Below are 22233 nucleotides of genomic sequence, written 5' to 3'. Positions count from 1 at the left end.
AACGATGACGACGCTTAACACGACGACAAGCGATTATGCGCTAGCCGGTCTTGGCCCTTGCTTACGCTTAGTTAATGCTCAGCCGCTGCTGTCGATACTACAGGCAGCCATGCCCGGCTGGCCGTTAACCGAATGCACGCTTCAGCAAAACCAGCCTGCTATTTTTGTTAGTCAGCAAGAGGCCGGTTATTGGCAGCAAGCGCCCGCGCTCCCAAAAGGGGGCATATGGCTCGATACGCCAGTGAGTGCCGCCTGCAGTGTGATAGCGGATCTGTCGGGTGCCTATTTACGTCAACACTCGAACGTTATTGGCTTACACTGCGGCGCGGTTGAGATAGAGGGTCAATTGATCATTTTTCCCGAATCGCACCGGGCCGGTAAAAGTACGCTCACCTGTGCCTTTGCAGCCGCTGGCTACCGTGTCTTTGGAGACGATGTCGTGGCGCTCACTTCTCAAGGCAGGGGCGTTTCGCTCGGAATCGCGCCGCGCTTACGTTTACCCCTTCCTCCCTCGCTTGCAACTGAGCTTCAGGACTTTATTGGCCAGCATAAGGGGCCAAGTGATGATCGCTATGGCTATGTGGCGCTGGATGAAACGCTGCTGGCCAGACATGGTGAGCAGCGCCCCATCAGTGCCATCGTATTGATTGACCGGGATCGCAAAGTGACCACGCCACAACTGACGCCACTTCAGCATGGGGAAGGATTATGGCAGCTGTTAAAGCAGAACTTTGCCGATAGGCTGACTGACCAACAACTGATTGAGAAATTCTGGCCGATGGTGGAGGGGATGCCTTGCTTTCTGCTGCGCTATTCAGACGCCTACGAAGCGGCAGCGTTTGTAGGGCGTGAGCTTGGCTCAGCACTCAATGATCAACCCACCCTCTACACGTCTCCTTCCCAGGCAGCGGCCATGCCTGAAGCGGCGGCGCTTAATAGGAGTGATCAGCGCTATTGGCGTGCTTGTAAAACGGCCCATGAGTACCCCTTAGGCGATGAGCTATTTGTCATTGTTGAAGAGGGCGGTGCGATTCATCGGATGAACATCACAAGCCGTGCAGCGTGGGCCTTATTGCAGCATGAAGCGCTGACGATGGAAGAGTTAAGCCAAACCTTAGTGGCGTTTTTTATGCCCGTTTCTCTTGAGCAGGTGCGTCGGGACATGGCTGAACTGTTGGGGCAGTGTTTGGCGGTGGGTTTGATTGAGCCTAGTGAACAGCAAGATTAATGCCCCACTGGCTGACGCCACGTATCGCGCCAGGCATGCATCACCCGCTCTGGATACCAGGTTTTTCCTAAACTGCCGTTATAGCGCGCTAGGGCGCGAGTAAAGTCGCCACTTTCGATGGCTAAATAGTGCGCCAAGATGGTACAGCCATAGCGCAGATTGCGCGGCGGGTGGGTTAAATCATCGATAGGTAATCCCAACTCGCTAATCCAGAAGGGCATGATTTGCATCAAGCCCACCGCGCCGGCCGTTGAGATCGCGTCAGCGTTGAAGGCGCTTTCCACTTGTATCAACGCCAAGACTAAATCGGGTGGCAAACCTGCCAATCTGGCTTCCTGATAGATGCGCGTGAGGAGTAACTGCCGCTGCGCTGAATCAGGAATAAAACGCGCCAGTGGCGCGTCCATTTTTGCCCGCCACTGGCGCGCCACCCACTGTTGGTGAGGGGTTTGGTGCTGCTGGTTAGCCATTTCAAGGGTAGGGCGCAGTGCCGGTGGCAGCGGCTGTGCTGTTGCGGGCCCCACCTGACTGAGCAAGAGCACGCTCAGTGCCAGTGTTAGCCACCGCGCGGCGCCAAACAAGCGACTGGGCGCGGTGGCTATTTTGGCGATATTAGCGGGTTTTCTCACGCAGAAAGTCGATAATTTGATCGGCAGGTACCATCGTGGCCTCGCTGTCTCGGCGACCCTTGTACTCCAGTTCACCGTTATCCAGACCGCGGTCGCCGATCACTAAGCGATGCGGCACGCCCATCAGTTCCAGGTCGGCGAATTTAACACCGGGGCGCGTATCACGGTCATCCAGCAACACATCCATACCGGCGGCGCTTAGCGCTTGGTAAAGGCGCTCGGACTCTTCGCGAACACGTTGAGACTTATGCGCGTTCATGGGCACCAGTGCTACCTGGAACGGGGCGATGGCATTGGGCCAGATAATCCCGGCGTCGTCGTGGTTTTGCTCGATGGCAGCAGCGACCACACGTGTCACGCCGATACCGTAACAGCCCATCCAGGGATGGCTGGTTTTACCGTTATCGCCTAGCACGTTGGCATTCATGGCCTGGGAGTACTTTTGACCAAGCTGGAAAACGTGGCCGACTTCGATTCCGCGCTTGATCGAGAGCGTGCCCTGGCCATCTGGAGAGGGGTCGCCTTCCACCACGTTGCGAAGGTCAGCTATCTCGGGCAAGGCAACGTCACGTTCCCAGTTAATCCCGAAGTAGTGCTTGTCATCGACATTCGCGCCCGCGCCAAAGTCGCTCATGAATGCCACGCTGCGGTCGATAATCACCGGGATCTTGAGCCCAACCGGACCCAGTGAGCCGGGGCCTGCACCTACCGCTGCGCGAATTTCCTCTTCGCTGGCCATGGTCAGTGGCGCGGCAACGTGGGCCAAGTTTTCGGCCTTCACTTCGTTCAGTTCGTGATCACCACGTACAAGCAGTGCAATCAGTCCGCCCTCGGCGGCATGTACCATCAATGTTTTAACGGTTTTCTCAATCGGTAGATCGAACTGTTCCACCAATGTAGCGATGGTTTTTGCATCGGGCGTATCGACTAGGCGCATCTCCTCGCCGGGTTCGGCACGGGCAGCCTGGCTGCCAAGTGGCGCAGGTAGCGCCTCGGCTTTCTCCATGTTGGCTGCGTACTCGGAGGAGTTGGAGAAGACGATATCGTCTTCTCCGGAATCGGCGAGCACATGGAATTCGTGAGAACCGGTGCCGCCAATCGAGCCGTTGTCAGCGATAACGGGACGGAAGTTAAGTCCTAAACGCGTAAAAATGCGCGTGTAGGCATCATACATATCCTGATAGGTTTGCTTCAGAGACGCTTCATCCAAGTGGAAGGAGTAGGCGTCCTTCATAATGAATTCGCGTGAGCGCATGACGCCAAAACGCGGACGAATTTCATCGCGGAATTTGGTCTGAATCTGGTAGAAGTTGACCGGCAACTGCTTGTAGCTGGCGATCTCTTTGCGCACCAAATCGGTAATGACTTCTTCGTGGGTAGGCCCAACGCAGTAGTCGCGGTCATGACGATCTTTTAAACGTAACAGCTCCGGGCCGTACTGCTCCCAACGGCCAGATTCCTGCCAAAGCTCTGCCGGTTGAACGGCGGGCATCAGTACCTCTTGAGCGCCTGCACGGTTCATTTCTTCGCGCACAACGGCTTCTACTTTACGCAACGTGCGCAGGCCAAGCGGTAGCCACGTATAAAGCCCTGAGGTCAAACGGCGAATCATCCCGGCGCGGAGCATTAGCTGGTGGCTAATGACTTCGGCATCGGCCGGGGTTTCTTTCAGAGTGGCAATCAATAGTTGGCTGGCGCGCATGGGTTAGAGCATTCCTTAGAGCTTAAAATAGTGTTTATAAGAGCGGGTGCTGGGAAGAAGCCTTACTCACCTTCGGGGCTTGGCCCCATTAGCGTTGAATTGGGCCATTGTACGGCCTAGTCGTTAAAGCGGCAAAATAGTGCTTATCGCTAAATCATCTATGCTTTTGGCAGGCTGTGCTAGACTACGCTGGTTTAGGGCGCGATGGTCGGCAATGAATAGTCATAAAAAAACGCTGCGCCACAGCAGGTTAGGCCGACTATGGTTACTTTTCTGATTGAGGGATCTTTCCATGCATCAAGCAGTTCGTCGCTGGTTGACAGGCGCCGTAGTTGGCGTTTCCATCGTGTCATTAAGTGGTTGTGGTACGTTGTTTTACCCTGAGCGGAAAGGCCAGATGAGCGGTGATATCGATCCGGTTGTCGCTATCGCCAATGGGGTAGGTTTACTGTTTTTTATCGTTCCGGGTGTGATTGCCTACGCCGTGGATTTCTCTAATGGCACCATCTATTTGCCAGGCCGTAACAGTGCCTCCATAGATGTTCACCACTTAGACGACGCTATGGATGTGGCTTCCCTGGAAAAAATACTCTCCGATACGGCTGGCCAGCCGGTTAGCTTAGAGAACGAATTAATTATGATTGAAGAAATGGACAATCTTGACGAAGCGTTGGCCATGGTGCGCATGTCGGGCGTGTTGGATGAAGAGAAGCTATCGGCGATGTAGTGCTGAAGCGTCTATTCAGGCCAATTGGTAGCTAACAAAAACCCCAGCCTTGCTGGGGTTTTTGTTGGTGGGCATCACTAAAGCGATAAATGATCAAGCGAGCTGGGTAGGGTTAGGGGCGCTGGGAAAACGCGGGGGGTGCGCTTCCATATAAGCGTGGCAAGCGCGTAGCACACGGATGTCATCAAATTTCCCGCCCGCGAGTTGAAAGCCGACCGGCAACCCTTCATTGGTAAACCCGCAGGGGACCGAGGCGGCAGGCTGCTGGCTGAGGTTAAAGGGATAGCTAAACGGTGCCCACTCTTCCCAATCCTGCATGCCGCTGCCAGGAGGCACTTCCTGATTAATCTCAAACGGGCTGACGGCCACCGAGGGCGTCATTAGCAAATGATACGTTTGGTTAAAGTGTTCCAGTCGCTGGGTCAATGCTGCCCGGTCGGCGAGGGCACGAAAAAGTTCAACGGCTTTCCAGGGTTCTGCTTCGCGGGCATTTGCCACCATACCGGGGTCCAGTAGGGGGCGTTGATCTTGCCCCGTTTGCGACCACTGTTCTAAAGAAGCGGTGAACCACAGCTTACGAAAGGTATCCAGTGGCGATGAGAAGCCGGGGTCTATCTCGACTATTTCAGCCCCTAACGCTTCCAAACGAGTCGCCGCTTCACGCACACGCTCGGCAATTTGCGGGTCCACATTTGCGTAACCCAGATCCGCCGAGTAGCCAATCCGCAGCCCGGCCAACCCTTTATCCAAATCGACACCCCAGCACTCAGGCTGCCCGCGTGTGGCGTAGGGGTCACGGTAATCGTAGCGGCCAATAACGTTCAACATACTGACCGCATCACGTACTGTGCGGGTCAATGGGCCCAGGTGTGAAAGGCTGGGCTCCTTGGCGGGGGGCCATTGAGGGGTCCAGCCGTAAGTGGGTTTGAACCCAAACACCCCCGTAAATGCTGCGGGAATGCGTATCGAACCACCCGAATCGCCGCCTTGGTGAAGCACGCCCATATTAAGCGCGGCGGCAGCAGCAGCACCGCCAGATGAACCGCCGGGAGTTAAGCGGGTATCCCAGGGGTTGGCGGTGGCGCCAAAAACGCGGTTATCGGTCACCGCTTTCCAGCCGAATTCAGGGGTATTGGTCTTACCCAGTATCACCGCGCCTGCTTCGCGTAGCATGCGTGCAGGCGGTGCATCGGTGTCGCATAACGCATCGGAAGCGGTGAGCGATCCTTCGCGGCAGGGCATGCCCGCTACCTGGGTCAAATCTTTCAGTGATATGGGGATGCCATCGATGGGGCTTAGCGGTTTCCCTTGCCCCCAACGCCGTGCTGAGGCTTTCGCCGCTGACTCTGCGCCTTCTGCATCCACATGCACATAGGCGTTAATAGCGGGGTTGAAGCGTTCGATGCGCTCAAGGGCGGCGCGGGTCGCCTCAAGAGGAGAGGCTTCGCGGCTTTTAAACAACTGAGCTAGGGTCTGGGCATCGAAACTGCCAAGATCGTTACCGCTCATCGGGCGCTCCTTACGTCGGCTGGGCTTGGGAAAGGAGTTTAAGGGTAGGCAAGCATCGCCTTGCGTGCAAAGGCGCAGCTACGACGGTAATGCTTATTCGATCGACGCTTTCGCTGCCTGGACACGCAGCCAGCTAATTTCATCAGCCCAGATAGCGGGTTCGATGGTTTCTAAAATCATCGGAATCGCGTTGATGCGGGAGTCCTGCATAATGGTGGTGAAAGCAGGCAGGCCGATATTCCCTTTGCCCAGGCTATGGTGGCGGTCCACACGGCTGGCAAAGGCACTTTTGGCATCGTTCAAGTGCATCCCGCGTAGATAGTTGAACCCCACTACGCTGCCCAGCTCGTCCAGCGTGGCTTGTGTAGCTTCTGCGCTGCGCAGGTCATAGCCGGCGGCAAACGCATGGCAGGTATCAATACATACACCCACCCGGCTTTTATCATCCACTTGATCGATGATGGCGGCCAAATGCTCGAAGCGCCACCCCAGGTTGGTCCCTTGGCCGGCGGTGTTCTCAATTACTGCTGTCACCTCTTGGGTATGCGCCAGCACTTCATTCACCGACTCTGCAATACGCTTTAAACAGTCGCTTTCGCTGATTTTGTTCAAATGGCTACCCGGGTGGAAATTGAGCAGGGTCAGACCAAGCTGCTCGCAGCGCTGCATCTCATCCAAAAACGCCGCTCTGGATTTGTTCAACCCTTCCTTTTCCGGGTGGCCAAGATTAATTAAATAGCTGTCGTGAGGCAGGATCTGCTCCGGCGCGAAGCGGTGTTCGGCGCAAGCCTGACGAAACGCTTGAATAGCCTCATCGGTGAGCGGCTTACCCTGCCATTGGCGCTGGTTTTTGGTAAACAGTGCAAAGGCATTAGCACCGATTTCCACGGCTCGATGAACGGCTTGATCCGCGCCACCGGCGGCGCTCACGTGAGCTCCCAGGTATTTCACAACGGCCTCCTTGTCACTGTTTGATCGGCTTCATAGGTAGGGTAGGGTCAATGGCTATCGAGAAAGCGCTTGAACGCGGCGGGTTCGTCGGTGATTACACCGGCGATGCCCCACCCCCAGCGGCTATGGAAGGCGCTGGGGTCGTTGGCGGTGTAACACAATATTTGGTAACCATCCCCTTGCATGGCATCGGCTTGAGCACGTTTCAAGCGTGGCCAGTCAGGGTGCACACTGAAGGCCTCAATGGCTTCACACTGTGCACGCCAATTTTTGGGTACGCTGCCGAACAGCACGCCCAGCGCCAAGCGCTCCTTACCTGCCAACTGACGGCAGTGGACGAGTGCTTCGGCATTGAAGGAAGAGAGAATCAGACGCTCGCTGGGCAGCGTATCCAGCATCTCTGGCAGTGCGCGCTCCACCAGGGCAATGGGATCGCGGCCGCGGTTGACTTTAATCTCCATGTTGACGCCCATTTCAAGCTCATTAAGCAGCGCCAGCATCTCACCCAGGTGGGGCATTTTTTCACCGGCAAAGCGATCGCCAAACCAACTGCCCGCATCCAGCGTTTGCGCCGTTGCCCAGTTCATTGAGGCCAAGCTGCCACGCCCGTTTGAGCAGCGCGCCACATCGGCATCGTGCCAGATGACCGGTGTGCCATCTCCGAGCAATTGAACATCCAGCTCTACCCAGGTCGCTCCCGCTTGATGGGCGGCGCGCACGGCTGCCAGGGTGTTTTCGGGAGCGGCGGCTGAGTAGCCGCGGTGCGCAATTAGGGCGGGAACTTGAATAGCGGGATGCGTCATGACAAATCTCTACGCCTTAGACGATAAAAGGGGTGTAATTTTAGCATGGGTGTATGACAGCGGCGTTTCATCACGCTAGTCGTCAAGTCCGCGCGGTCCAATATGTCCGCTAAGTCAACAAAGGCACTAGCATGCTAGCTTGATTTAAACGCGGTGACGCGCTTGTATAGCGGCACCTATTGTCTTGTCTATTATTCATAAACCCACTAATGAAAGGAAATCTCAATGTCTCAGCGTATCCAATTTGCCCAGACTGGCGGTGCCGAGGTGCTAGAGCTGGTTGACGCGACCCCCGCTGAACCCGGCCAGGACGAAGTGCGTATCGCCAACAAAGCCGTTGGCCTCAACTTCATCGATATCTACTTTCGCACCGGGCTTTATCCTGCCCCGGCGATGCCTTCTGGCCTTGGCACCGAAGGCGCGGGTGTCGTCGACGCAGTGGGGGCTGGCGTGAAACACCTTTCTGTTGGTGACCGTGTGGCTTACGCTCAAGGGCCCTTGGGCGCCTATGCCGAGCTGCACACGCTGCCAGCGGCGAAAGTGGTCAAGCTCCCCGACTTCGTTGATTTCGAGACGGCAGCGGCCAGCATGCTCAAGGGCCTGACCGTGCAGTACCTGCTGCGCCAGACCTATGAGTTGAAAGGCGGCGAAACCATTCTGTTCCATGCGGCTGCCGGTGGGGTAGGGTCGATTGCCTGCCAGTGGGCGAAGTCGTTGGGCGTCAAATTGATTGGTACCGTCAGTTCCCAGGAAAAAGCGGATCTGGCCATGGCCAATGGTGCCTGGGCGACGATCAATTACAGCGAAGAGAACGTGGCCGAGAGGGTGCGTGAGCTGACTAATGGCGAAATGTGCGATGTGGTGTATGACTCGGTAGGCAAGGATACCTGGGAGATGTCATTGGACTGCCTGAAAACACGGGGTTTGATGGTGAGCTTCGGCAACGCTTCTGGCCCGGTGGATGGTGTCAATATCGGCATCCTCAACCAGAAGGGCGCGCTTTACGTGACTCGCCCAAGCTTGAACGGTTATGCCGACACGCGCGAGCGTCTGGAAATGATGTGCCAGGAGTTCTTCGCCATGCTGGAGAGCGGCAAGGTCAACATCGATATCGCCAACCGCTACCCGCTGGCAGAAGCAGGTAAAGCCCAGGATGCCGTGCAGAGCCGCAAGACCACCGGCTCGACTATCCTGTTGCCCTAATTTCTACCCTACTATATACGCGCTTTACATCGCCATACCTCCTCAACTGGCGCATTCGGCTTTCAACGCTTGCCACGTTATCGACAAGCTGGCCTGGGCCGAATGCTACGCACTGTACCAGTAGGGCTTAAAAGACTATCGTAACTGTGTTAGCTCGGCTTTGCCGGGCTTTTTTGCTTTTAAAGTTAAGTGTTTATGTGTTTAGCGTATGCAGGGTCTATACGCATGTATAGTAAACGTCTAATGTGCGTAAGAAATAGCCATGCTGAAAAGGTTGCGTGGATCAATCGTATGCCGCCGCTATCAAGCGGTGGCAAGGGAGTAGGAAAAGGATGTCGGTTGAAAACTTAGTGGGTGAAAACCTTAGCATGGACACGTTAGGGCTAGGGTGGTTGGCGCTAACGCCGAGTACGTTGGTGTTTATTGTGCTTGGATTGACGCTTGTCGCGTTTATATGGGGGCGATTTCGCTACGACTTAGTCGCGTTGGCGGCTTTGCTGGGCTCGGTCATGTTGGGGCTTGTGCCTGCAGAAGACGCCTTCACCGGTTTCGGACATCCTGCGGTGATCACCGTTGCTGCGGTACTGGTGCTTAGCCGCGGTTTCGAGCGCTCCGGGGTGGTCGATATTATCGCCCACCAAGTACTCAAAGTGGGGGAAAACCTACTGCTGCAACTGCTGGTATTAGTCGGTACCGTCGTTCTGCTGTCGGGAATTATGAACAATGTGGGCGCTCTGGCGCTGCTATTGCCGGTAGCGATGCGGTTGGCTCGTGAACACAACACCTCACCCTCTTTACTGTTAATGCCGCTGGCCTTCGGTTCATTGCTTGGCGGCCTGACCACGTTAATAGGCACCCCGCCGAATATCATTATCTCCAGCTACCGGCGCGATGTGACAGGCGATGCGTTCAGCATGTTCAGCTTTTCACCCGTCGGCATTGCGGTGGCGTTGGCGGGGCTTGCGTTTATCGTGCTGGTCGGCTGGCGCCTGACGCCCAAGCGCAGCGGCCAGGCTTCTACCGAGGAAATGTTCGATACCGCCAACTATTTGGTGGAATTGAAGGTCGGTGAAGAGTCAAAAGCCAAAGGTTTAACGTTACAACAATTGCGTGACGAGCTGGATGAGACCATACCCGTGCTAGCGGTCGTCCGCGATGATAATCGTCGTGCTGGCTATAACTTCCACGGTGCATTGGAGGAGGGCGATATTCTCCTGTTGGAAGCAGGGCCCGATGAACTCCAGTTGCTGGAAGACAAAGTGGGGCTCAGCGCAATTGCCGAACTCGAAGAGGAGGCGAAAGACGTGGCGCCCAGCGCCGATGGTGAAGAGGGCGGTGGCGCGAATACCGCTAAAAACAAAGAGTCTGCACAGGATCATCAGCCCGTCGATACCGAGGGCTTGCAACTAATTGAAGCCGTGGTGCGTAATGACTCCATGATGATCAACCGCAGCGTACGTCAACTACGCTTGAACCATCAGTTTGGCCTTCATTTGGTCGCTGTTGCCCGCGATGGGGGGCGCCTGAAGCAGCGGCTGCGTGATATCCGCTTTAAAAATGGCGATGTGTTGTTGCTTCAGGGCAGTGAAAACGAAATTTCTGAGAGTTTGGCCTCACTGGGCTGTCTGCCGCTAGCAAGTCGCGAATTGCATCTTGGGCAGCCGCGTAAGCTTGCTATGTCGATTGCTATTTTTGCCCTAGCAATCATTGCCATGCTATTTGATCTTCTGCCCGCCGCTGTGGCCATGAGCACTGCAGCGCTGATTTCGCTACTGATTGGCGTATTGCCATTGCGCGAAGGGTATCAAGCCATTGATGGCCCTGTGATCGTGTTGCTGGCCGCCATGATACCCGTCGGGGAGGCGCTAGAAACCAGTGGAGGTGCTGACCTAATTGCCGATGCGCTGCTACGCTTTGGCAGTGACTGGCCGGTCGTGGTCACTATGGTGGGGCTGTTTCTGCTCTCCATGCTACTCTCGAATGTGGTCAATAACGCAGCGGCAGCTCTGCTGATGGCGCCGATCGCGGTAAGCCTAGCCAATGGGTTCGATGTTTCGCTCGACCCGTTCCTAATGGTGGTGGCTGTGAGTGCATCTTGTGCATTCTTGACGCCGATCGGACATCAATCGAATACGCTGGTGCTGGGCCCTGGCGGCTATCGGTTTGGCGATTACTGGAAATTGGGGCTACCGCTTTCGCTAGTGGTATTAGCGGTCGCTATTCCGCTGATTCTTCTGGTATGGCCGCTTTAGAAGACGCCTAACGATTCGGCCTGTCGGGGTGGTGGAAGTGAAGCGCTTGATGAGTGCTATTAGATTTCGAAAATTTTGCTACCCTAATACGTTCAGAAACCAATAAAAATCGAACAGGCTGGGCTTATGAATCAACAATTTCGCCAGGATGCCATTGTCGAGCTAGTTCGCCAGCACGGCTATATGAGTATCGAACAGCTCACTGACCACTTTGCGGTAACGCCGCAAACTATTCGCCGTGATTTGAACACGCTGGCTGACGAAGGTCGGGTGCGCCGCGTGCATGGCGGCGTAGGCATCGAATCGAGCACCGTCAATACCGCCTATAGCACACGCAAGACGCTCCACTTGGAAGAGAAGGAGCGTATAGCCCGCTGCCTGGCGCAACACATCCCCAACCACGCTTCGCTGTTCATCAATATCGGTACCAGCAATGAAGTGATTGCCCATGCGCTGTTGGAGCATCAGGGGCTCGAGATTATCACCAACAACCTCAATGTGGCGGCCATTCTTCAGCATAAAGAGGATTTTACCGTGATCATCGCCGGGGGGCAGGTGCGCTCGCGCGATGGCGGGATCATCGGCGAAGCCACTATCGACTTTATCAATCAGTTCAAAGTGGATTACGGCATTATCGGTATTAGTGGTATTGACGAGGATGGTTCGCTGCTGGAATTTGATTACCAGGAGGTGCGCGTCGCTCAAGCGATTATTGCCAACTCGCGGCGTATCTACTTAGCCGCAGACTACTCCAAATTTCATCGTAACCCCGTGGTTCGGCAGGGCAACCTGGAGCAGTTGGATGCACTATTTACCGACCGCAAACCGCCAGAAGCGATCCAGCGTTTGCTGACACAGCACGATGTCGCTTTGCATATCGCTTAGGTGGGCGATTCCTGTAGCAGTTTCACCCTTGAGCATTTCGAGCGGCTGGAGTAGCCTTAAAACATAATAAAGCGAAAGCAATTAAACAAAATCGAAAGACACTACAAAAAAGCGAACTCGATATGTCCTCTTATATACTTGCCATTGATCAGGGTACCACCAGCTCACGCGCCATTCTCTTCGACCGCCAGGGTCAAGTGGCTGCCGTTGCTCAGCAGGAGTTCACCCAGCACTTCCCGCATGATGGCTGGATCGAGCACGACCCTGAAGATATTTGGGAAACGGTGGTGGCTACCTGTCGTGATGTAATGGCGAATGCGGACGTTACGCCAGAACAGATTGCTGGGATCGGTATTACCAACCAGCGGGAAACCACCCTTTTATGGGATCGAAAGACCGGCAAGCCGCTTTATAACGCCATTGTCTGGCAGGACCGTCGCACTTCGGATTTGTGTCAGGCGCTGCGCGATAAAGGGCACACCGACATCGTTCAAGCCAAGACAGGCCTGCTGATTGACCCCTATTTCTCGGCGACCAAACTTGCCTGGATTCTGGATAATGTGGATAGCGCACGAGCGCGCGCCGAGCGCGGGGAGCTGGCCTTCGGTACTGTCGACAGCTTTCTTATCTGGCGGTTGACCGGTGGCCAGCAGCACGTCACCGATGCAACGAACGCATCACGCACGGCACTGTTCAATATTCATACCCAAGAGTGGGATGACGAGCTACTAGCACTGTTCAATATTCCCAGCAACTTATTGCCCGAAGTGAAAGATTCCAGCGATGATTTCGGAACCACCGAGGCGCACTGGCTGGGCGCACCTCTGCCTATCGCGGGGGTAGCAGGGGACCAGCAGGCTGCCTTGGTCGGGCAGGCGTGTTTTCAGCCAGGTATGGGCAAGAGTACCTATGGCACCGGCTGTTTCATGATCGTCAACACCGGTGAAACGCCATCTCTCTCCCGCAACCGCCTGTTGACCACCATCGGCTACCGTCTTAATGGTAAGCCGACTTATGCAATGGAAGGCAGTATCTTCGTGGCCGGCGCAACGGTGCAGTGGCTGCGCGACGGGCTTAACCTGTTTGCCGATGCCTCGGAAACCGAAGCACTGGCCCGGGAAACACGCAGCGGCCATAGCATTTACTTGGTACCTGCCTTCACCGGTTTGGGTGCGCCGCACTGGGATCCCAAAGCGCGAGGAGCGATTTTTGGATTGACCCGTGATACCGGTATTGCGGAAATTGTCGCTGCCGGGCTACAGGCCGTGTGCTATCAAACCCGCGACTTGCAGCACTGCATGAACGACGATATGGAGGCCCCCCCCGGCACGCTTCGCGTCGATGGTGGCATGGTGAAGAACAGCTGGGTGATGCAGTTTCTGGCCGATATGCTCGGTGTGCAGGTAGATCGCCCCACCATATTGGAAACCACCGCGTTGGGCGCAGCTTACTTGGCTGGACTGCGTTTGGGCTGGTATCAAACCCTGGAAGAGATCGAGCAGCTATGGCGCTGCGAGAAGAGCTTTATGCCCACTATGGAAGAGGCCACACGTGAGCAGCTTTACCAAGGTTGGTTGGATGCAGTGTCTAGAGTCCGCTCTACGCCTTAGATAATGACCTGAATTCAACTAATCAGTGCAGCACCCCTACTTAAGCACACTATCTATTGTTTCTTTCGATTCTTTATAATATAGCGGCCAATTAAACAGTTGGCCTCCTATATTCGCTTTTAGCGCCCCTCTTGAAAGTCTTTAACAACATTATCGCTTATTGCGCGGTTATGTAGTCGAGTTACAACCATGCCTGCGGCCAATGACGCATTGTTAGCTTTGTGCCTGTGACCCATAGTGAAGTCATGGATCAGGGCGGTGTTTCGTTATCCCGAACCACTAACCTCATTCTTGCTACAGAACCATAGCGCTTCAGTATTACCCAAGTGCTACAAGGCGAAGGTCTTAACGCTTGTGACCGTTTCGCAGTTACCGAACTGGGCACTTACCCGGCCCAGCATGAGTAGCAACGTCACCATACGTCGTTAACTAAGATGGCTGCTTTAAACTGATTACCGGTTGGGCAGCGGATGACCATACCATGAGGTATTACTAATGAACTGCATCGAACTGAGCCAACAAGCCAATAGCATCGCCAGCTCCTTCAGTAAGCAAGACCTCGCCAGGCTAGTGGTGGCGCTGAAGGGCAACCGTGAGTCGCTGCAACATGCGGTTGAGGTTATCGATACAGTGGATAGTCGTTCAGGCTGCACACTGGAAGAGGCCTGGGATGAAGTGCTCGCGGGAGACTCCCAACTTCGTATTGAAGATGAAGAATAAAACAATTAAATCGGTAAAAAAATTAGCCCCCTCATTGCGTTGAGGGGGCTTTTTACTTTTTACGCTTTAAAAAGCTTAACCTTTAGCCGCGGGTGTAAACGGTAATGAAGTATCTCGGTGGTGTTCGAAGTAGTTGTTTAAGCGCTTCTCGGCATCATCGCCAAACAATACCCGACAAGCCTCTTTTAACCCATTTGAATGGCGTAGCTGCTCGTGGGGCACGACCAGCGAGACCTTAGCACGACGGCGCAAAAAGTCTTCAAGCTGAGTGATCATTTCGTGATCACGGGCATGCTCAAGCTCGCAGCGAATATACTCGGTGCCCTCGATTAAAATTTCGCCTTGGGCGGGATCCTGGCGAATTTTCTCTAACATCTGAATGGCTTGGTCGGCGTAGCGCCGCCAGAGCCTTGTGGAGAGCAGTTCAGACGAGGTGGTGGCCGTCATGGCATTCAGGTTCATACGCTTGGCTTGATCCATAAACTGCTGTTTAACAGCCTTGGGGGGTTCGCCGTACCAGCGGAAATTGGGGTCTGTCAGGTTAACGCCCAATTGGCTAATTTCTTCGGCAATCTCATCACCTACGTTCAAGCAGTCGGTCAGCTTGCCCCCAAAGATGCTGATATGCGCGCTTTCGGCGTTGGTATCGACCACGTGCTTACGCGAGAGCTGCAGAAAGTCGCGATCGTTGCCCTGATTATCTTTGATGGCTAATGGCCGTACACCGCAGCGCGTTGAGATGATGTCGCCTTGGGTAAGCGGTTTAGCGAGCGTTAGGCGCTTATTGATATTTTCCAGGACAAAGGCGATATCGTCAGCGGTGACCTCCACCTCTGGATGTTCCATATGAGTATCGGTCGTACCAATGCAGGTGCGGTTGCCCATGGGAATCACAAAGAACAGCCGACCATCGTCAGCAAAAAACGCCAATACCCGTTGTGTGTCGGTCAATTGGGGAACGATAAGGTGGATGCCTTTCGAGTAGAGATGGTGATGCGTGGTTTTTTGACCTGTCAGCTCATTATGCTGATCTACCCACGGGCCGGCCGCATTGATGAGTACCTTGGCGCGGATATCAAAGGTGCTGCCATCCATCACGTTGCGCGCCTTGGTGACCCAAAGGCCATCCTGGCGCTCAGCGCCGAGCGACTCGACGTAGTTAGCGGCAATTGCTCCGTAGTTAAGCGCTTGGCGTACAAAGTTGAAGACAAACCGAGCATCGTTATCGTGCAGGTAAGCGTCGGAGTATTCGAATCCGCCCACCGCACCCTTAATATCGATGATAGGCTCTTCTTGCTTGATTTTGCTGGGTGAAAGCAGACGCGGCAGTTTAGTGAAGCCGTTGCCCATCAGCCAGTAAAGCCAGGTTCCCGCCCACAGGTAACGGGGAGAGTGGCGGAAACCTTTTGAGATAGTGGTTAGGAAACGAATTTCCTGCACCGTAGAAGGGTAACTTTTGATTAAGTGGTTGCGGCTTTTGCACAGTTTGCGAACCAGTGCAAAATCCTTACTTTCCATATATTTAATGCCACCCCATACCAGATTGGAGGAGTGCATGCTGGTACTGCCGGCGAAGTCGCCACGGTCAATTAAGGCTACTTTTACGCCTTTACCCGCCAATGCCGCTGCGGTGGCCGCGCCATTGATACCGCCGCCAATGATTAGGGCATCAAAGGTTTCAGTGGGTAACTTCTCAATATTTCGATTTCGCAGTTTCATAGCGGATCCAATTAACCAATCAATAGCCCGGTTGCAGTGGGTGTCGTCTCTTTAGCTCTGGCATACCGCCAATGAAACCCTTGGCAGGGCGAGCCAGAGCCCGCCCTGCAAGTTTTTGACGCGTCGTTACTGATAAGCTTAATTACTCTTGGCGTGTACCAGCTTCCATCCAGGCTTCCATCATTTCATCGTAAGGAACGGTGGTGCCTTGCGGCATTTCGTTATCAAGCTTGGGTTTCGGGGCGCCTTCCTGGTCCAGCCAGTACTGGGGATCCCGCTCTTCGTTAAGAACAGGCGCGTAGCTGTCGAAGACATTGGCGCGGGCCAGACGATTCATGGTGCTGTCTAGGTCTGCCGCCAGCTTGTCGAGACCCTCCTGGGGCGTCACTTCACCACTCATGACCGGTGCAAGGTTCTGCCACCACAGCGGCGCCATGCGTGGGTAGTCAGGCACGTTGGTACCGGTCGGTGTCCAGTTCGACTCGTTGGGGCTACGGTAGAATTCCACCAAGCCACCCAGTTTCGGTGCCATTTCGGTCATCTGCTCAGAGAAGATGTCAGACTCACGAATCGGCGTTAAACCGTGCATCAGTTTTTCCAAAGACACCGTTTTAGACACGGTGAACTGGCCAAACAGCCACGCCGCCGTGCGACGATCTTCAGGGGTAGAGTCAAAGAACGTCCATGCGCCTACGTCCTGATAGCCCACCTTCATGCCTTCTTCCCAGTACGGGCCAGTAGGTGAAGGCGCCATGCGCCATAGCGGGTTGCCCTCGTCGTCGGTCACTGCAACCGCAGGATCGGTCATGTCAGCAGTAAAGGCGGTGTACCAGAAAATCTGCTGGGCAATGTGGCCTTGTGCCGGCACCGGGCCTGCTTCACCAAAGGTCATGCCCTGGGCTTCTTCGGGGGCAAAATTCTGTAACCAATCGACGGCTTTCTGCATCGCAAATACGGAGGCCGGTGAATTGGTGGCACCGCCACGGCTGACGCTGGCGCCTACCGGCTGGCTCTCTTCGTTTACGCGAATACCCCAGTCATCCACCGGGTTACCAGAAGGAACGCCGGGGCTACCCATACCTGCCATAGAGAGCCAGGAGTCATGGAAGCGCCAGCCTAGTGAGGGATCACGGCGACCGTAATCCATGTGACCGTAAATCTTGGTGCCGTCTATCTCGCCTACATGCTCAGTGAAGAATTCGGCAATGTCTTCATAAGCGGTCCAGTTGGTGGGTACGCCTAAATCATAGCCGTAGATTTCCTGAAACTGCTCCTGTAAGTCTTCACGCTGGAACCAGTCATGGCGGAACCAATATAGGTTAGCGAACTGCTGAGTAGGTAGCTGATAGAGACTGCCATCCGGCCCGGTGCCGTACTGCAGCCCAATGAAGTCGTCTAGATCCAGGGTGGGCAGCGTGTAGTCGGCCCACTCGTTCTCCATCGCTTCAGAGATATTAATGGTCGTGCCGTAGCGGATATGCGTGCCGATGGCGTCGGTGTCATTGACGAAGCCGTCGTAGATGCTGTTACCCGACTGCATTTGGTTCTGCATGGTGTCCACGACATCGCCTTCGCCGATGATGTTGTGGGTCAGGTTGATGCCGGTCAGTTCGCTGAAGGCTTCAGCGAGCACTTCACTTTCATAGACGTGAGTGGTTAAGCCTTCGGCGACGGTCTGGATGTCCATACCGCGAAAGGGCTCGGCTGCCTTGGCAAACCACAGCAACTCTTCGATCTGCTCTTCACGACTTAGTGTCGAGTCCTGGAAGTGCTCGTCGACCAAGCGTTCAGCAATGGCGCGGGCATCCTGTTCCTGCGCTGACAGTGACCCCGATGCCAGTAACAGACCGGTGGCGAGGGTTGTCAGTTTGAACTTAGTCAGTCTGGACTTGTTGTAGTGCTTTTGCATGGTGACCTCGTTTTGTTGTGCTCTTCCATGATGGCTTGGCCGTCCTTGATACCGTTAAGCGCTAGCGCGCCCTTTACATCTCTCTAAAGCGCTGTTGCTTACGCTTTTCGAGTGTTTCCCAAGCGCTATCCCCAGCGCATCAACACCAGCAGCCATACAGCGGATACCGCTAGTGCAATCCAGATGGATAATGAGGTGAAACCAATCACTCCCAGGTGGATAAAGGCCGCCGAGAGCAGGCCGATAAACAGCCGGTCTCCGCGAGTGGTGGCAATAGGCAGAAACCCTTTGCGCTCTATGGTGGGAGATAAAATCTCCCATACCGTCATCCCCGCCAACATGGCGGCAATAGATGAAAAGAATATGGCGGTGGGCATGGTCCATACCATCCAAGACATGGTGCGCTCTCCTCAGGTACGGCCCAGGGCAAAGCCCTTGGCGATATGGTTACGGACGAAATAAACCACCAGAATGCCGGGAATAATGGTCAGTACACCGGCGGCGGCCAGGGTGCCCCAATCAATCCCGGAGGCGGTTGAGGTACGCGTCATAATCATGCCGATTGGCTGGGCATCAGTGGCTGTTAATGTGCGCGCCAGCAATAGTTCCACCCAGGAGAACATGAACAAGAAGAACAGCGTGACGCCAATGCCGGAGCGGATCATGGGGATAAAAATCTTGACGAAGAAGCGCGGAAAGCTGTAGCCGTCGATATAAGCCGTTTCATCAATCTCCTTGGGCACGCTGCTCATAAACCCTTCCAGAATCCAGATGGCCAGCGGAATATTAAACAAACAGTGGGCCAGAGCGACGGCAATGTGTGTATCGAACAGGCCCACCGAGTAGTAGAGCTGGAAGTAGGGCAGCAGGAAGACCGCCGGTGGCGCCATCAGGTTGGTCAGCAGCCAGAAAAACAGGTGCTTGTCGCCGATAAAGGTGTAGCGGCTAAACGCATAGGCGGCCGGTAGTGCCACGCAGATCGTGATCAGCATGTTCATGGCCACATAAAGCATGGAGTTGACGTAGCCCATGTACCAGCTTGAGTTGGTGAAGATGCCAATGTAGTTGTCAAAGGTGAGGTTTTGCGGCCACAGCGTCATGGAGCCGAGAATTTCGCTGTTGGTCTGCAGCGACATGTTGATCAGCCAGTAGATCGGCAGGATCATCAGTGCCAAATAAAGGCCGAGCAGCAACCGCGAGCGCAAGCGAGAGCGGGAAGAGCGGTTACGCCGCTGAGCCGGTGTGATCTTGCTATAAATAGTGTTGTATTTTTCGCCACGCTGGGTGTTTTCGATTTGGTAGCTCATATCAGGCACCTCCATGCGGTGGCTTGTCTTTCTGCATGTGCATGATGGTGGTGTAGAACACCCAGCTCACCAGCAGAATGACTAGGAAGTAGATCAGCGAAAACGCGGCAGAAGGCCCCAGATCCTGTTGGCCGATTGCCATAGTGGCCAAAGATTGGCTCAGGAAGGTGGTCGAACTGCCGGGGCCGCCGCCGGTCAGCACAAAAGGCTCGGCGTAAATCATGAACGAGTGCATGAAACGCAGCAGAACGGCGATAACGAGCACGTTGGTAAGCTTAGGCAATTGGATATAGCGAAACACCGCCCACTTGGAGGCGCGGTCGATGCGGGCGGCTTGGTAGTAAGCTTCAGGAATGGAGCGAAGACCGCTGTAGCAAAGCATTGCCACTAGTGGCGTCCAATGCCATACATCCATCAGGACGATCGTGACCCAGGCGTCGCTGGCATTGCCGGTAATGTTGTAGTCGATGCCCAACTCACGCAGCCCCCAGCCCATAAGGCCAATGTCACCACGGGTAAAGATTTGCCAGATGCTGCCCACGACGTTCCAGGGAATCAGCAATGGCAGGGTGATTAATATCAGTACCGCCGAGGCTTGCCAGCCGCGTTTAGGCATGATCAAGGCAATCCCTATTCCCAACGGTATCTGGATAGCCAGTATAATCAGTGAGAATGAAATTTGGCGCAGAAAAGCTGACTGCAGTGCCTCGTCATTGAGCATGGTTTTAAACCACTCGGTGCCCGTGAAAAAGCTCGCGTTGGGGCCTAGCACATCCTGAACCGAGTAGTTGACCACGGTCATCAGGGGAATGACGGCGGAAAATGCCACCAATACCAGCATGGGAAGCACTAGCAGCCACGCTCTATTGTTGGGTACCTTATTATTATTCATGGCCGGTCTCCACGAGGTATTCATCGATATAGAGGGCGAGTTTGGTCGTATCGAACTCAGCAAACGCCGCGTCTCCCACGGGGGGATGCCCTTCAGGTAGGCGTGCCTTGAAGGTTTGGCCGTTGAGCCTATAGGTCAGCAGGGAATACGTGCCTAGATCTTGCACACTAATGATCTCGACGGGCACGCTTTCAGCGCTTGGGCTTGAGCTAATGCCGATAAACTCGGGACGGATACCCAGCTTGATGTTGTTACTGCTGGCATGGGCAATGGCACGCTTGATCGGCTCACTGACCGGCAGTGATTGGTTGCCGAACATGGCCTGTTCATCTTGATACTCGACGGCCATGAAGTTCATGCCGGGACTGCCGATAAAATAGCCTACAAAGGTGTGGGCCGGGCGTTCAAACAGCTCCCGTGGCGTGCCGAACTGCACCACTTGGCCGTCATACATCACGGCTATTTTGTCGGCGAAGGTGGACGCCTCCAACTGATCGTGCGTGACGTAAATCATGGTGATATTGAAGCGCTCGTGAATCTCCTTGAGCTTGCGCCGCAGTTTCCACTTGAGCTGCGGGTCGATCACGGTCAGCGGTTCATCAAATAGAATGGCCGTCACGTCGTCGCGAACCAGCCCACGCCCCATAGAGACCTTTTGCTTCTCGTCGGCGGTCAGGTTCTTGGCTTTGCGGTCCAGCAGTGGCGTCAGCTCAAGTATATCGGCGACTTCCAGTACCTTGGGTTTCACCCGGTACTCGGGGGTATTCATATTGCGCAGGGGAAAGGCTAGGTTGTCGAACACCGTCATGGTGTCGTAAATCACCGGAAACTGGAAAACCTGGGCAATGTTACGCTCTTCGGGGGGCAGTTCGTTGACGCGCTGGCCGTCAAAAAGAACGTCGCCTTCAGACGGTTCGAGCAGCCCGGAAATAATATTGAGCAGGGTGGATTTACCGCAACCCGACGGTCCCAATAGCGCATAGGCGCCGCCTTGATGCCATACGTGATCCATCTGCCGAATAGCGTAATCCGCCGCACCCTTGGGCGTTTTTTCATAGGAGTGAGCCAGACCTTTTAAAGTAATCTCAGCCATGGGCAGCTCCTCCCTGACGCGCAGGAATATGCACCGTGTGTCCCTGTTTGTCGAAGGCGTAAAGTTGATGGGTAGGGAAGTAGACTTTCAGCGGTTCGTTGACGCTAAACTGGTGAATGCCGGCCAGATGGAGCACGAGCGGAAAACGTTCGTGGTGAACGTGTAGAAAGGTTTCAGAGCCGCTGATCTCCGCCACATCTACATGAACATCCAAGGCTAGATCATCGGGCTGCTGCGGTTGCAGGGTAAGATGCGATGCGCGCACGCCAAAGTCGTAATCACCGGGTTCTAGGCGTTTCAGCTTTTCGTCGCAGGGGAAGTGCAGCGTCTGATCAAAGGTGATTTCAGTATCGGTAAGTTGGCCAGGAACGATGTTGATCGGCGGTTCGGAGAACATCTCTGCACTGAAACGGCCGTTCGGCTCACGATAGACCTGCTCAGTAGGGCCGTACTGCAGTAATCTGCCTTCATGAAGTACGGCGGTGTTTCCACCTAGCGCAAGTGCCTCATTGGGTTCGGTAGTGGCATACACTGCGATACAGTTGCGCGCTTTAAACAGTTCACGTAGCTCATCACGCAGCTCTTCGCGCAGCTTGTAATCCAGGTTGACCAGCGGTTCGTCAAACAGGATGACGTCGGCATCCTTGATCAAGGCGCGCCCCATAGCGGTGCGCTGCTGTTGACCACCGGAGAGTTCTTGCGGGTAACGGTTGAGCAAATGCTCGATATGCAGCATTTCGGCAATTTCACCCACGCGCTTCTCAATGTCACTTTTCGGATGCTTGGCGAGCTTGAGAGGCGACGCTATGTTGTCGTACACAGTGAGGCTTGGATAATTGATAAATTGCTGATACACCATGGAAACATTGCGTTTGCGAACGGAGACGTTGGTAACGTCCTTGCCATCCATGATGATCTTTCCGCGAGTGGGAGGTTCGAGCCCTGCCATGAGGCGCATTAGAGTGGTTTTTCCGGCCAGCGTTCGCCCTAGTAGTACATTGAATGAGCCTGGCTCAAGCGCTAGGTCTATTCCACTGATATGAGGCACACCGTTAACGATGTGATCAATATTTTGCAAATGTAAGGACATGCCG

At 54.7% G+C, this 22233-nt stretch carries 19 protein-coding genes; 7 read left to right on the top strand and 12 right to left on the bottom strand.

Annotated elements, in window-relative coordinates; translation table 11 throughout:
- The first annotated feature begins 4 nt into the window (after positions 1-4).
- Positions 5-1228, top strand: coding sequence for a PqqD family protein (locus ACUN8H_RS17990; RefSeq protein WP_445533409.1), 1224 nt, complete (start codon positions 5-7; stop codon positions 1226-1228).
- Here ACUN8H_RS17990 and ACUN8H_RS17985 read toward each other — a convergent pair.
- Entirely contained in the window at positions 1225-1857 is a 633-nt protein-coding gene (locus ACUN8H_RS17985; RefSeq protein ID WP_445533408.1) for a lytic transglycosylase domain-containing protein, read from the bottom strand. The genes ACUN8H_RS17990 and ACUN8H_RS17985 overlap by 4 nt on opposite strands.
- On the bottom strand, positions 1841-3559 hold the full coding sequence (locus tag ACUN8H_RS17980) for a proline--tRNA ligase (RefSeq protein ID WP_445533407.1): 1719 nt from the start codon (positions 3557-3559) through the stop codon (positions 1841-1843). Before ACUN8H_RS17980 ends, ACUN8H_RS17985 begins: the two co-directional genes overlap by 17 nt.
- Positions 3560-3851: 292 nt before the next feature.
- Here ACUN8H_RS17980 and ACUN8H_RS17975 point away from each other — a divergent pair, with 292 nt between their 5' ends.
- Complete coding sequence (locus tag ACUN8H_RS17975) at positions 3852-4286, top strand: hypothetical protein (RefSeq protein ID WP_445533406.1); 435 nt, start codon at positions 3852-3854, stop codon at positions 4284-4286.
- Positions 4287-4379: 93 nt separating this feature from the next.
- On the opposite strand, the gene ACUN8H_RS17970 is transcribed toward ACUN8H_RS17975, so the two are convergent.
- The 3 genes from ACUN8H_RS17970 to ACUN8H_RS17960 all read right to left on the bottom strand — a co-directional run bounded on the left by ACUN8H_RS17970 (position 4380) and on the right by ACUN8H_RS17960 (position 7549).
- Positions 4380-5795 carry an amidase gene (locus ACUN8H_RS17970; RefSeq protein ID WP_445533405.1) on the bottom strand — a complete coding sequence of 472 codons (1416 nt, stop codon included), beginning with the start codon at positions 5793-5795 and terminating at the stop codon, positions 4380-4382.
- Positions 5796-5888: 93 nt separating this feature from the next.
- A complete protein-coding gene (gene nfo / locus ACUN8H_RS17965; RefSeq protein WP_445533404.1) occupies positions 5889-6746 on the bottom strand; it encodes a deoxyribonuclease IV in 858 nt (285 codons plus the stop codon).
- A 47-nt stretch (positions 6747-6793) separates the two neighbouring features.
- Entirely contained in the window at positions 6794-7549 is a 756-nt protein-coding gene (locus tag ACUN8H_RS17960) for a glycerophosphoryl diester phosphodiesterase (protein WP_445533403.1), read from the bottom strand.
- A gap of 225 nt (positions 7550-7774) precedes the next feature.
- Here ACUN8H_RS17960 and ACUN8H_RS17955 point away from each other — a divergent pair, with 225 nt between their 5' ends.
- The 5 genes from ACUN8H_RS17955 (at position 7775) to ACUN8H_RS17935 (ending at position 14219) form a co-directional block, all read left to right on the top strand.
- Entirely contained in the window at positions 7775-8752 is a 978-nt protein-coding gene (locus tag ACUN8H_RS17955) for an NADPH:quinone reductase (RefSeq protein WP_445533402.1), read from the top strand.
- Positions 8753-9120: 368 nt separating this feature from the next.
- Positions 9121-11004 carry an SLC13 family permease gene (locus ACUN8H_RS17950; protein WP_445533426.1) on the top strand — a complete coding sequence of 628 codons (1884 nt, stop codon included), beginning with the start codon at positions 9121-9123 and terminating at the stop codon, positions 11002-11004.
- A 126-nt stretch (positions 11005-11130) separates the two neighbouring features.
- A complete protein-coding gene (locus ACUN8H_RS17945) occupies positions 11131-11889 on the top strand; it encodes a DeoR/GlpR family transcriptional regulator (RefSeq protein WP_290694982.1) in 759 nt (252 codons plus the stop codon).
- A gap of 122 nt (positions 11890-12011) precedes the next feature.
- Positions 12012-13499 carry a glycerol kinase GlpK gene (glpK, locus tag ACUN8H_RS17940; RefSeq protein WP_445533401.1) on the top strand — a complete coding sequence of 496 codons (1488 nt, stop codon included), beginning with the start codon at positions 12012-12014 and terminating at the stop codon, positions 13497-13499.
- 495 nt (positions 13500-13994) lie between these two features.
- On the top strand, positions 13995-14219 hold the full coding sequence (locus ACUN8H_RS17935; RefSeq protein ID WP_008956668.1) for a hypothetical protein: 225 nt from the start codon (positions 13995-13997) through the stop codon (positions 14217-14219).
- A 75-nt stretch (positions 14220-14294) separates the two neighbouring features.
- On the opposite strand, the gene ACUN8H_RS17930 is transcribed toward ACUN8H_RS17935, so the two are convergent.
- The 7 genes from ACUN8H_RS17930 to ACUN8H_RS17900 all read right to left on the bottom strand — a co-directional run bounded on the left by ACUN8H_RS17930 (position 14295) and on the right by ACUN8H_RS17900 (position 22229).
- Positions 14295-15938 carry an FAD-dependent oxidoreductase gene (locus ACUN8H_RS17930; protein WP_445533400.1) on the bottom strand — a complete coding sequence of 548 codons (1644 nt, stop codon included), beginning with the start codon at positions 15936-15938 and terminating at the stop codon, positions 14295-14297.
- 142 nt (positions 15939-16080) lie between these two features.
- Entirely contained in the window at positions 16081-17847 is a 1767-nt protein-coding gene (locus ACUN8H_RS17925) for an ABC transporter substrate-binding protein (RefSeq protein ID WP_445533399.1), read from the bottom strand.
- 125 nt (positions 17848-17972) lie between these two features.
- A complete protein-coding gene (locus ACUN8H_RS17920) occupies positions 17973-18245 on the bottom strand; it encodes a DUF2160 domain-containing protein (protein ID WP_445533398.1) in 273 nt (90 codons plus the stop codon).
- A 12-nt stretch (positions 18246-18257) separates the two neighbouring features.
- Positions 18258-19154, bottom strand: coding sequence for a carbohydrate ABC transporter permease (locus ACUN8H_RS17915; RefSeq protein ID WP_445533397.1), 897 nt, complete (start codon positions 19152-19154; stop codon positions 18258-18260).
- Position 19155: 1 nt separating this feature from the next.
- On the bottom strand, positions 19156-20046 hold the full coding sequence (locus ACUN8H_RS17910; RefSeq protein WP_445533396.1) for a carbohydrate ABC transporter permease: 891 nt from the start codon (positions 20044-20046) through the stop codon (positions 19156-19158).
- On the bottom strand, positions 20039-21139 hold the full coding sequence (locus tag ACUN8H_RS17905) for an ABC transporter ATP-binding protein (protein WP_445533395.1): 1101 nt from the start codon (positions 21137-21139) through the stop codon (positions 20039-20041). The genes ACUN8H_RS17910 and ACUN8H_RS17905 overlap by 8 nt, the downstream gene beginning before the upstream one ends.
- A complete protein-coding gene (locus tag ACUN8H_RS17900; protein ID WP_445533394.1) occupies positions 21132-22229 on the bottom strand; it encodes an ABC transporter ATP-binding protein in 1098 nt (365 codons plus the stop codon). Before ACUN8H_RS17900 ends, ACUN8H_RS17905 begins: the two co-directional genes overlap by 8 nt.
- Positions 22230-22233: the final 4 nt, after the last annotated feature.

The sequence above is a fragment of the Vreelandella sp. V005 genome (genome assembly GCF_052645115.1).
The sequence above is the reverse complement of the archived record's forward strand: the minus strand, read 5'-3'. Positions and strand labels throughout refer to the sequence as shown.

Excerpts from the sequence above, each read along its gene's own strand:
- ACUN8H_RS17990 (WP_445533409.1), top strand. The coding sequence starts at position 5 with ATGACGACGCTTAACACGACGACAAGCGATTATGCGCTAGCCGGTCTT.
- ACUN8H_RS17980 (WP_445533407.1), bottom strand. The coding sequence starts at position 3,559 with ATGCGCGCCAGCCAACTATTGATTGCCACTCTGAAAGAAACCCCGGCC.
- ACUN8H_RS17975 (WP_445533406.1), top strand. The coding sequence starts at position 3,852 with ATGCATCAAGCAGTTCGTCGCTGGTTGACAGGCGCCGTAGTTGGCGTT.
- ACUN8H_RS17970 (WP_445533405.1), bottom strand. The coding sequence starts at position 5,795 with ATGAGCGGTAACGATCTTGGCAGTTTCGATGCCCAGACCCTAGCTCAG.
- ACUN8H_RS17960 (WP_445533403.1), bottom strand. The coding sequence starts at position 7,549 with ATGACGCATCCCGCTATTCAAGTTCCCGCCCTAATTGCGCACCGCGGC.
- ACUN8H_RS17955 (WP_445533402.1), top strand. The coding sequence starts at position 7,775 with ATGTCTCAGCGTATCCAATTTGCCCAGACTGGCGGTGCCGAGGTGCTA.
- ACUN8H_RS17950 (WP_445533426.1), top strand. The coding sequence starts at position 9,121 with ATGGACACGTTAGGGCTAGGGTGGTTGGCGCTAACGCCGAGTACGTTG.
- ACUN8H_RS17945 (WP_290694982.1), top strand. The coding sequence starts at position 11,131 with ATGAATCAACAATTTCGCCAGGATGCCATTGTCGAGCTAGTTCGCCAG.
- glpK (WP_445533401.1), top strand. The coding sequence starts at position 12,012 with ATGTCCTCTTATATACTTGCCATTGATCAGGGTACCACCAGCTCACGC.
- ACUN8H_RS17935 (WP_008956668.1), top strand. The coding sequence starts at position 13,995 with ATGAACTGCATCGAACTGAGCCAACAAGCCAATAGCATCGCCAGCTCC.
- ACUN8H_RS17930 (WP_445533400.1), bottom strand. The coding sequence starts at position 15,938 with ATGAAACTGCGAAATCGAAATATTGAGAAGTTACCCACTGAAACCTTT.
- ACUN8H_RS17925 (WP_445533399.1), bottom strand. The coding sequence starts at position 17,847 with ATGCAAAAGCACTACAACAAGTCCAGACTGACTAAGTTCAAACTGACA.
- ACUN8H_RS17920 (WP_445533398.1), bottom strand. The coding sequence starts at position 18,245 with ATGTCTTGGATGGTATGGACCATGCCCACCGCCATATTCTTTTCATCT.
- ACUN8H_RS17915 (WP_445533397.1), bottom strand. The coding sequence starts at position 19,154 with ATGAGCTACCAAATCGAAAACACCCAGCGTGGCGAAAAATACAACACT.
- ACUN8H_RS17910 (WP_445533396.1), bottom strand. The coding sequence starts at position 20,046 with ATGAATAATAATAAGGTACCCAACAATAGAGCGTGGCTGCTAGTGCTT.
- ACUN8H_RS17905 (WP_445533395.1), bottom strand. The coding sequence starts at position 21,139 with ATGGCTGAGATTACTTTAAAAGGTCTGGCTCACTCCTATGAAAAAACG.
- ACUN8H_RS17900 (WP_445533394.1), bottom strand. The coding sequence starts at position 22,229 with ATGTCCTTACATTTGCAAAATATTGATCACATCGTTAACGGTGTGCCT.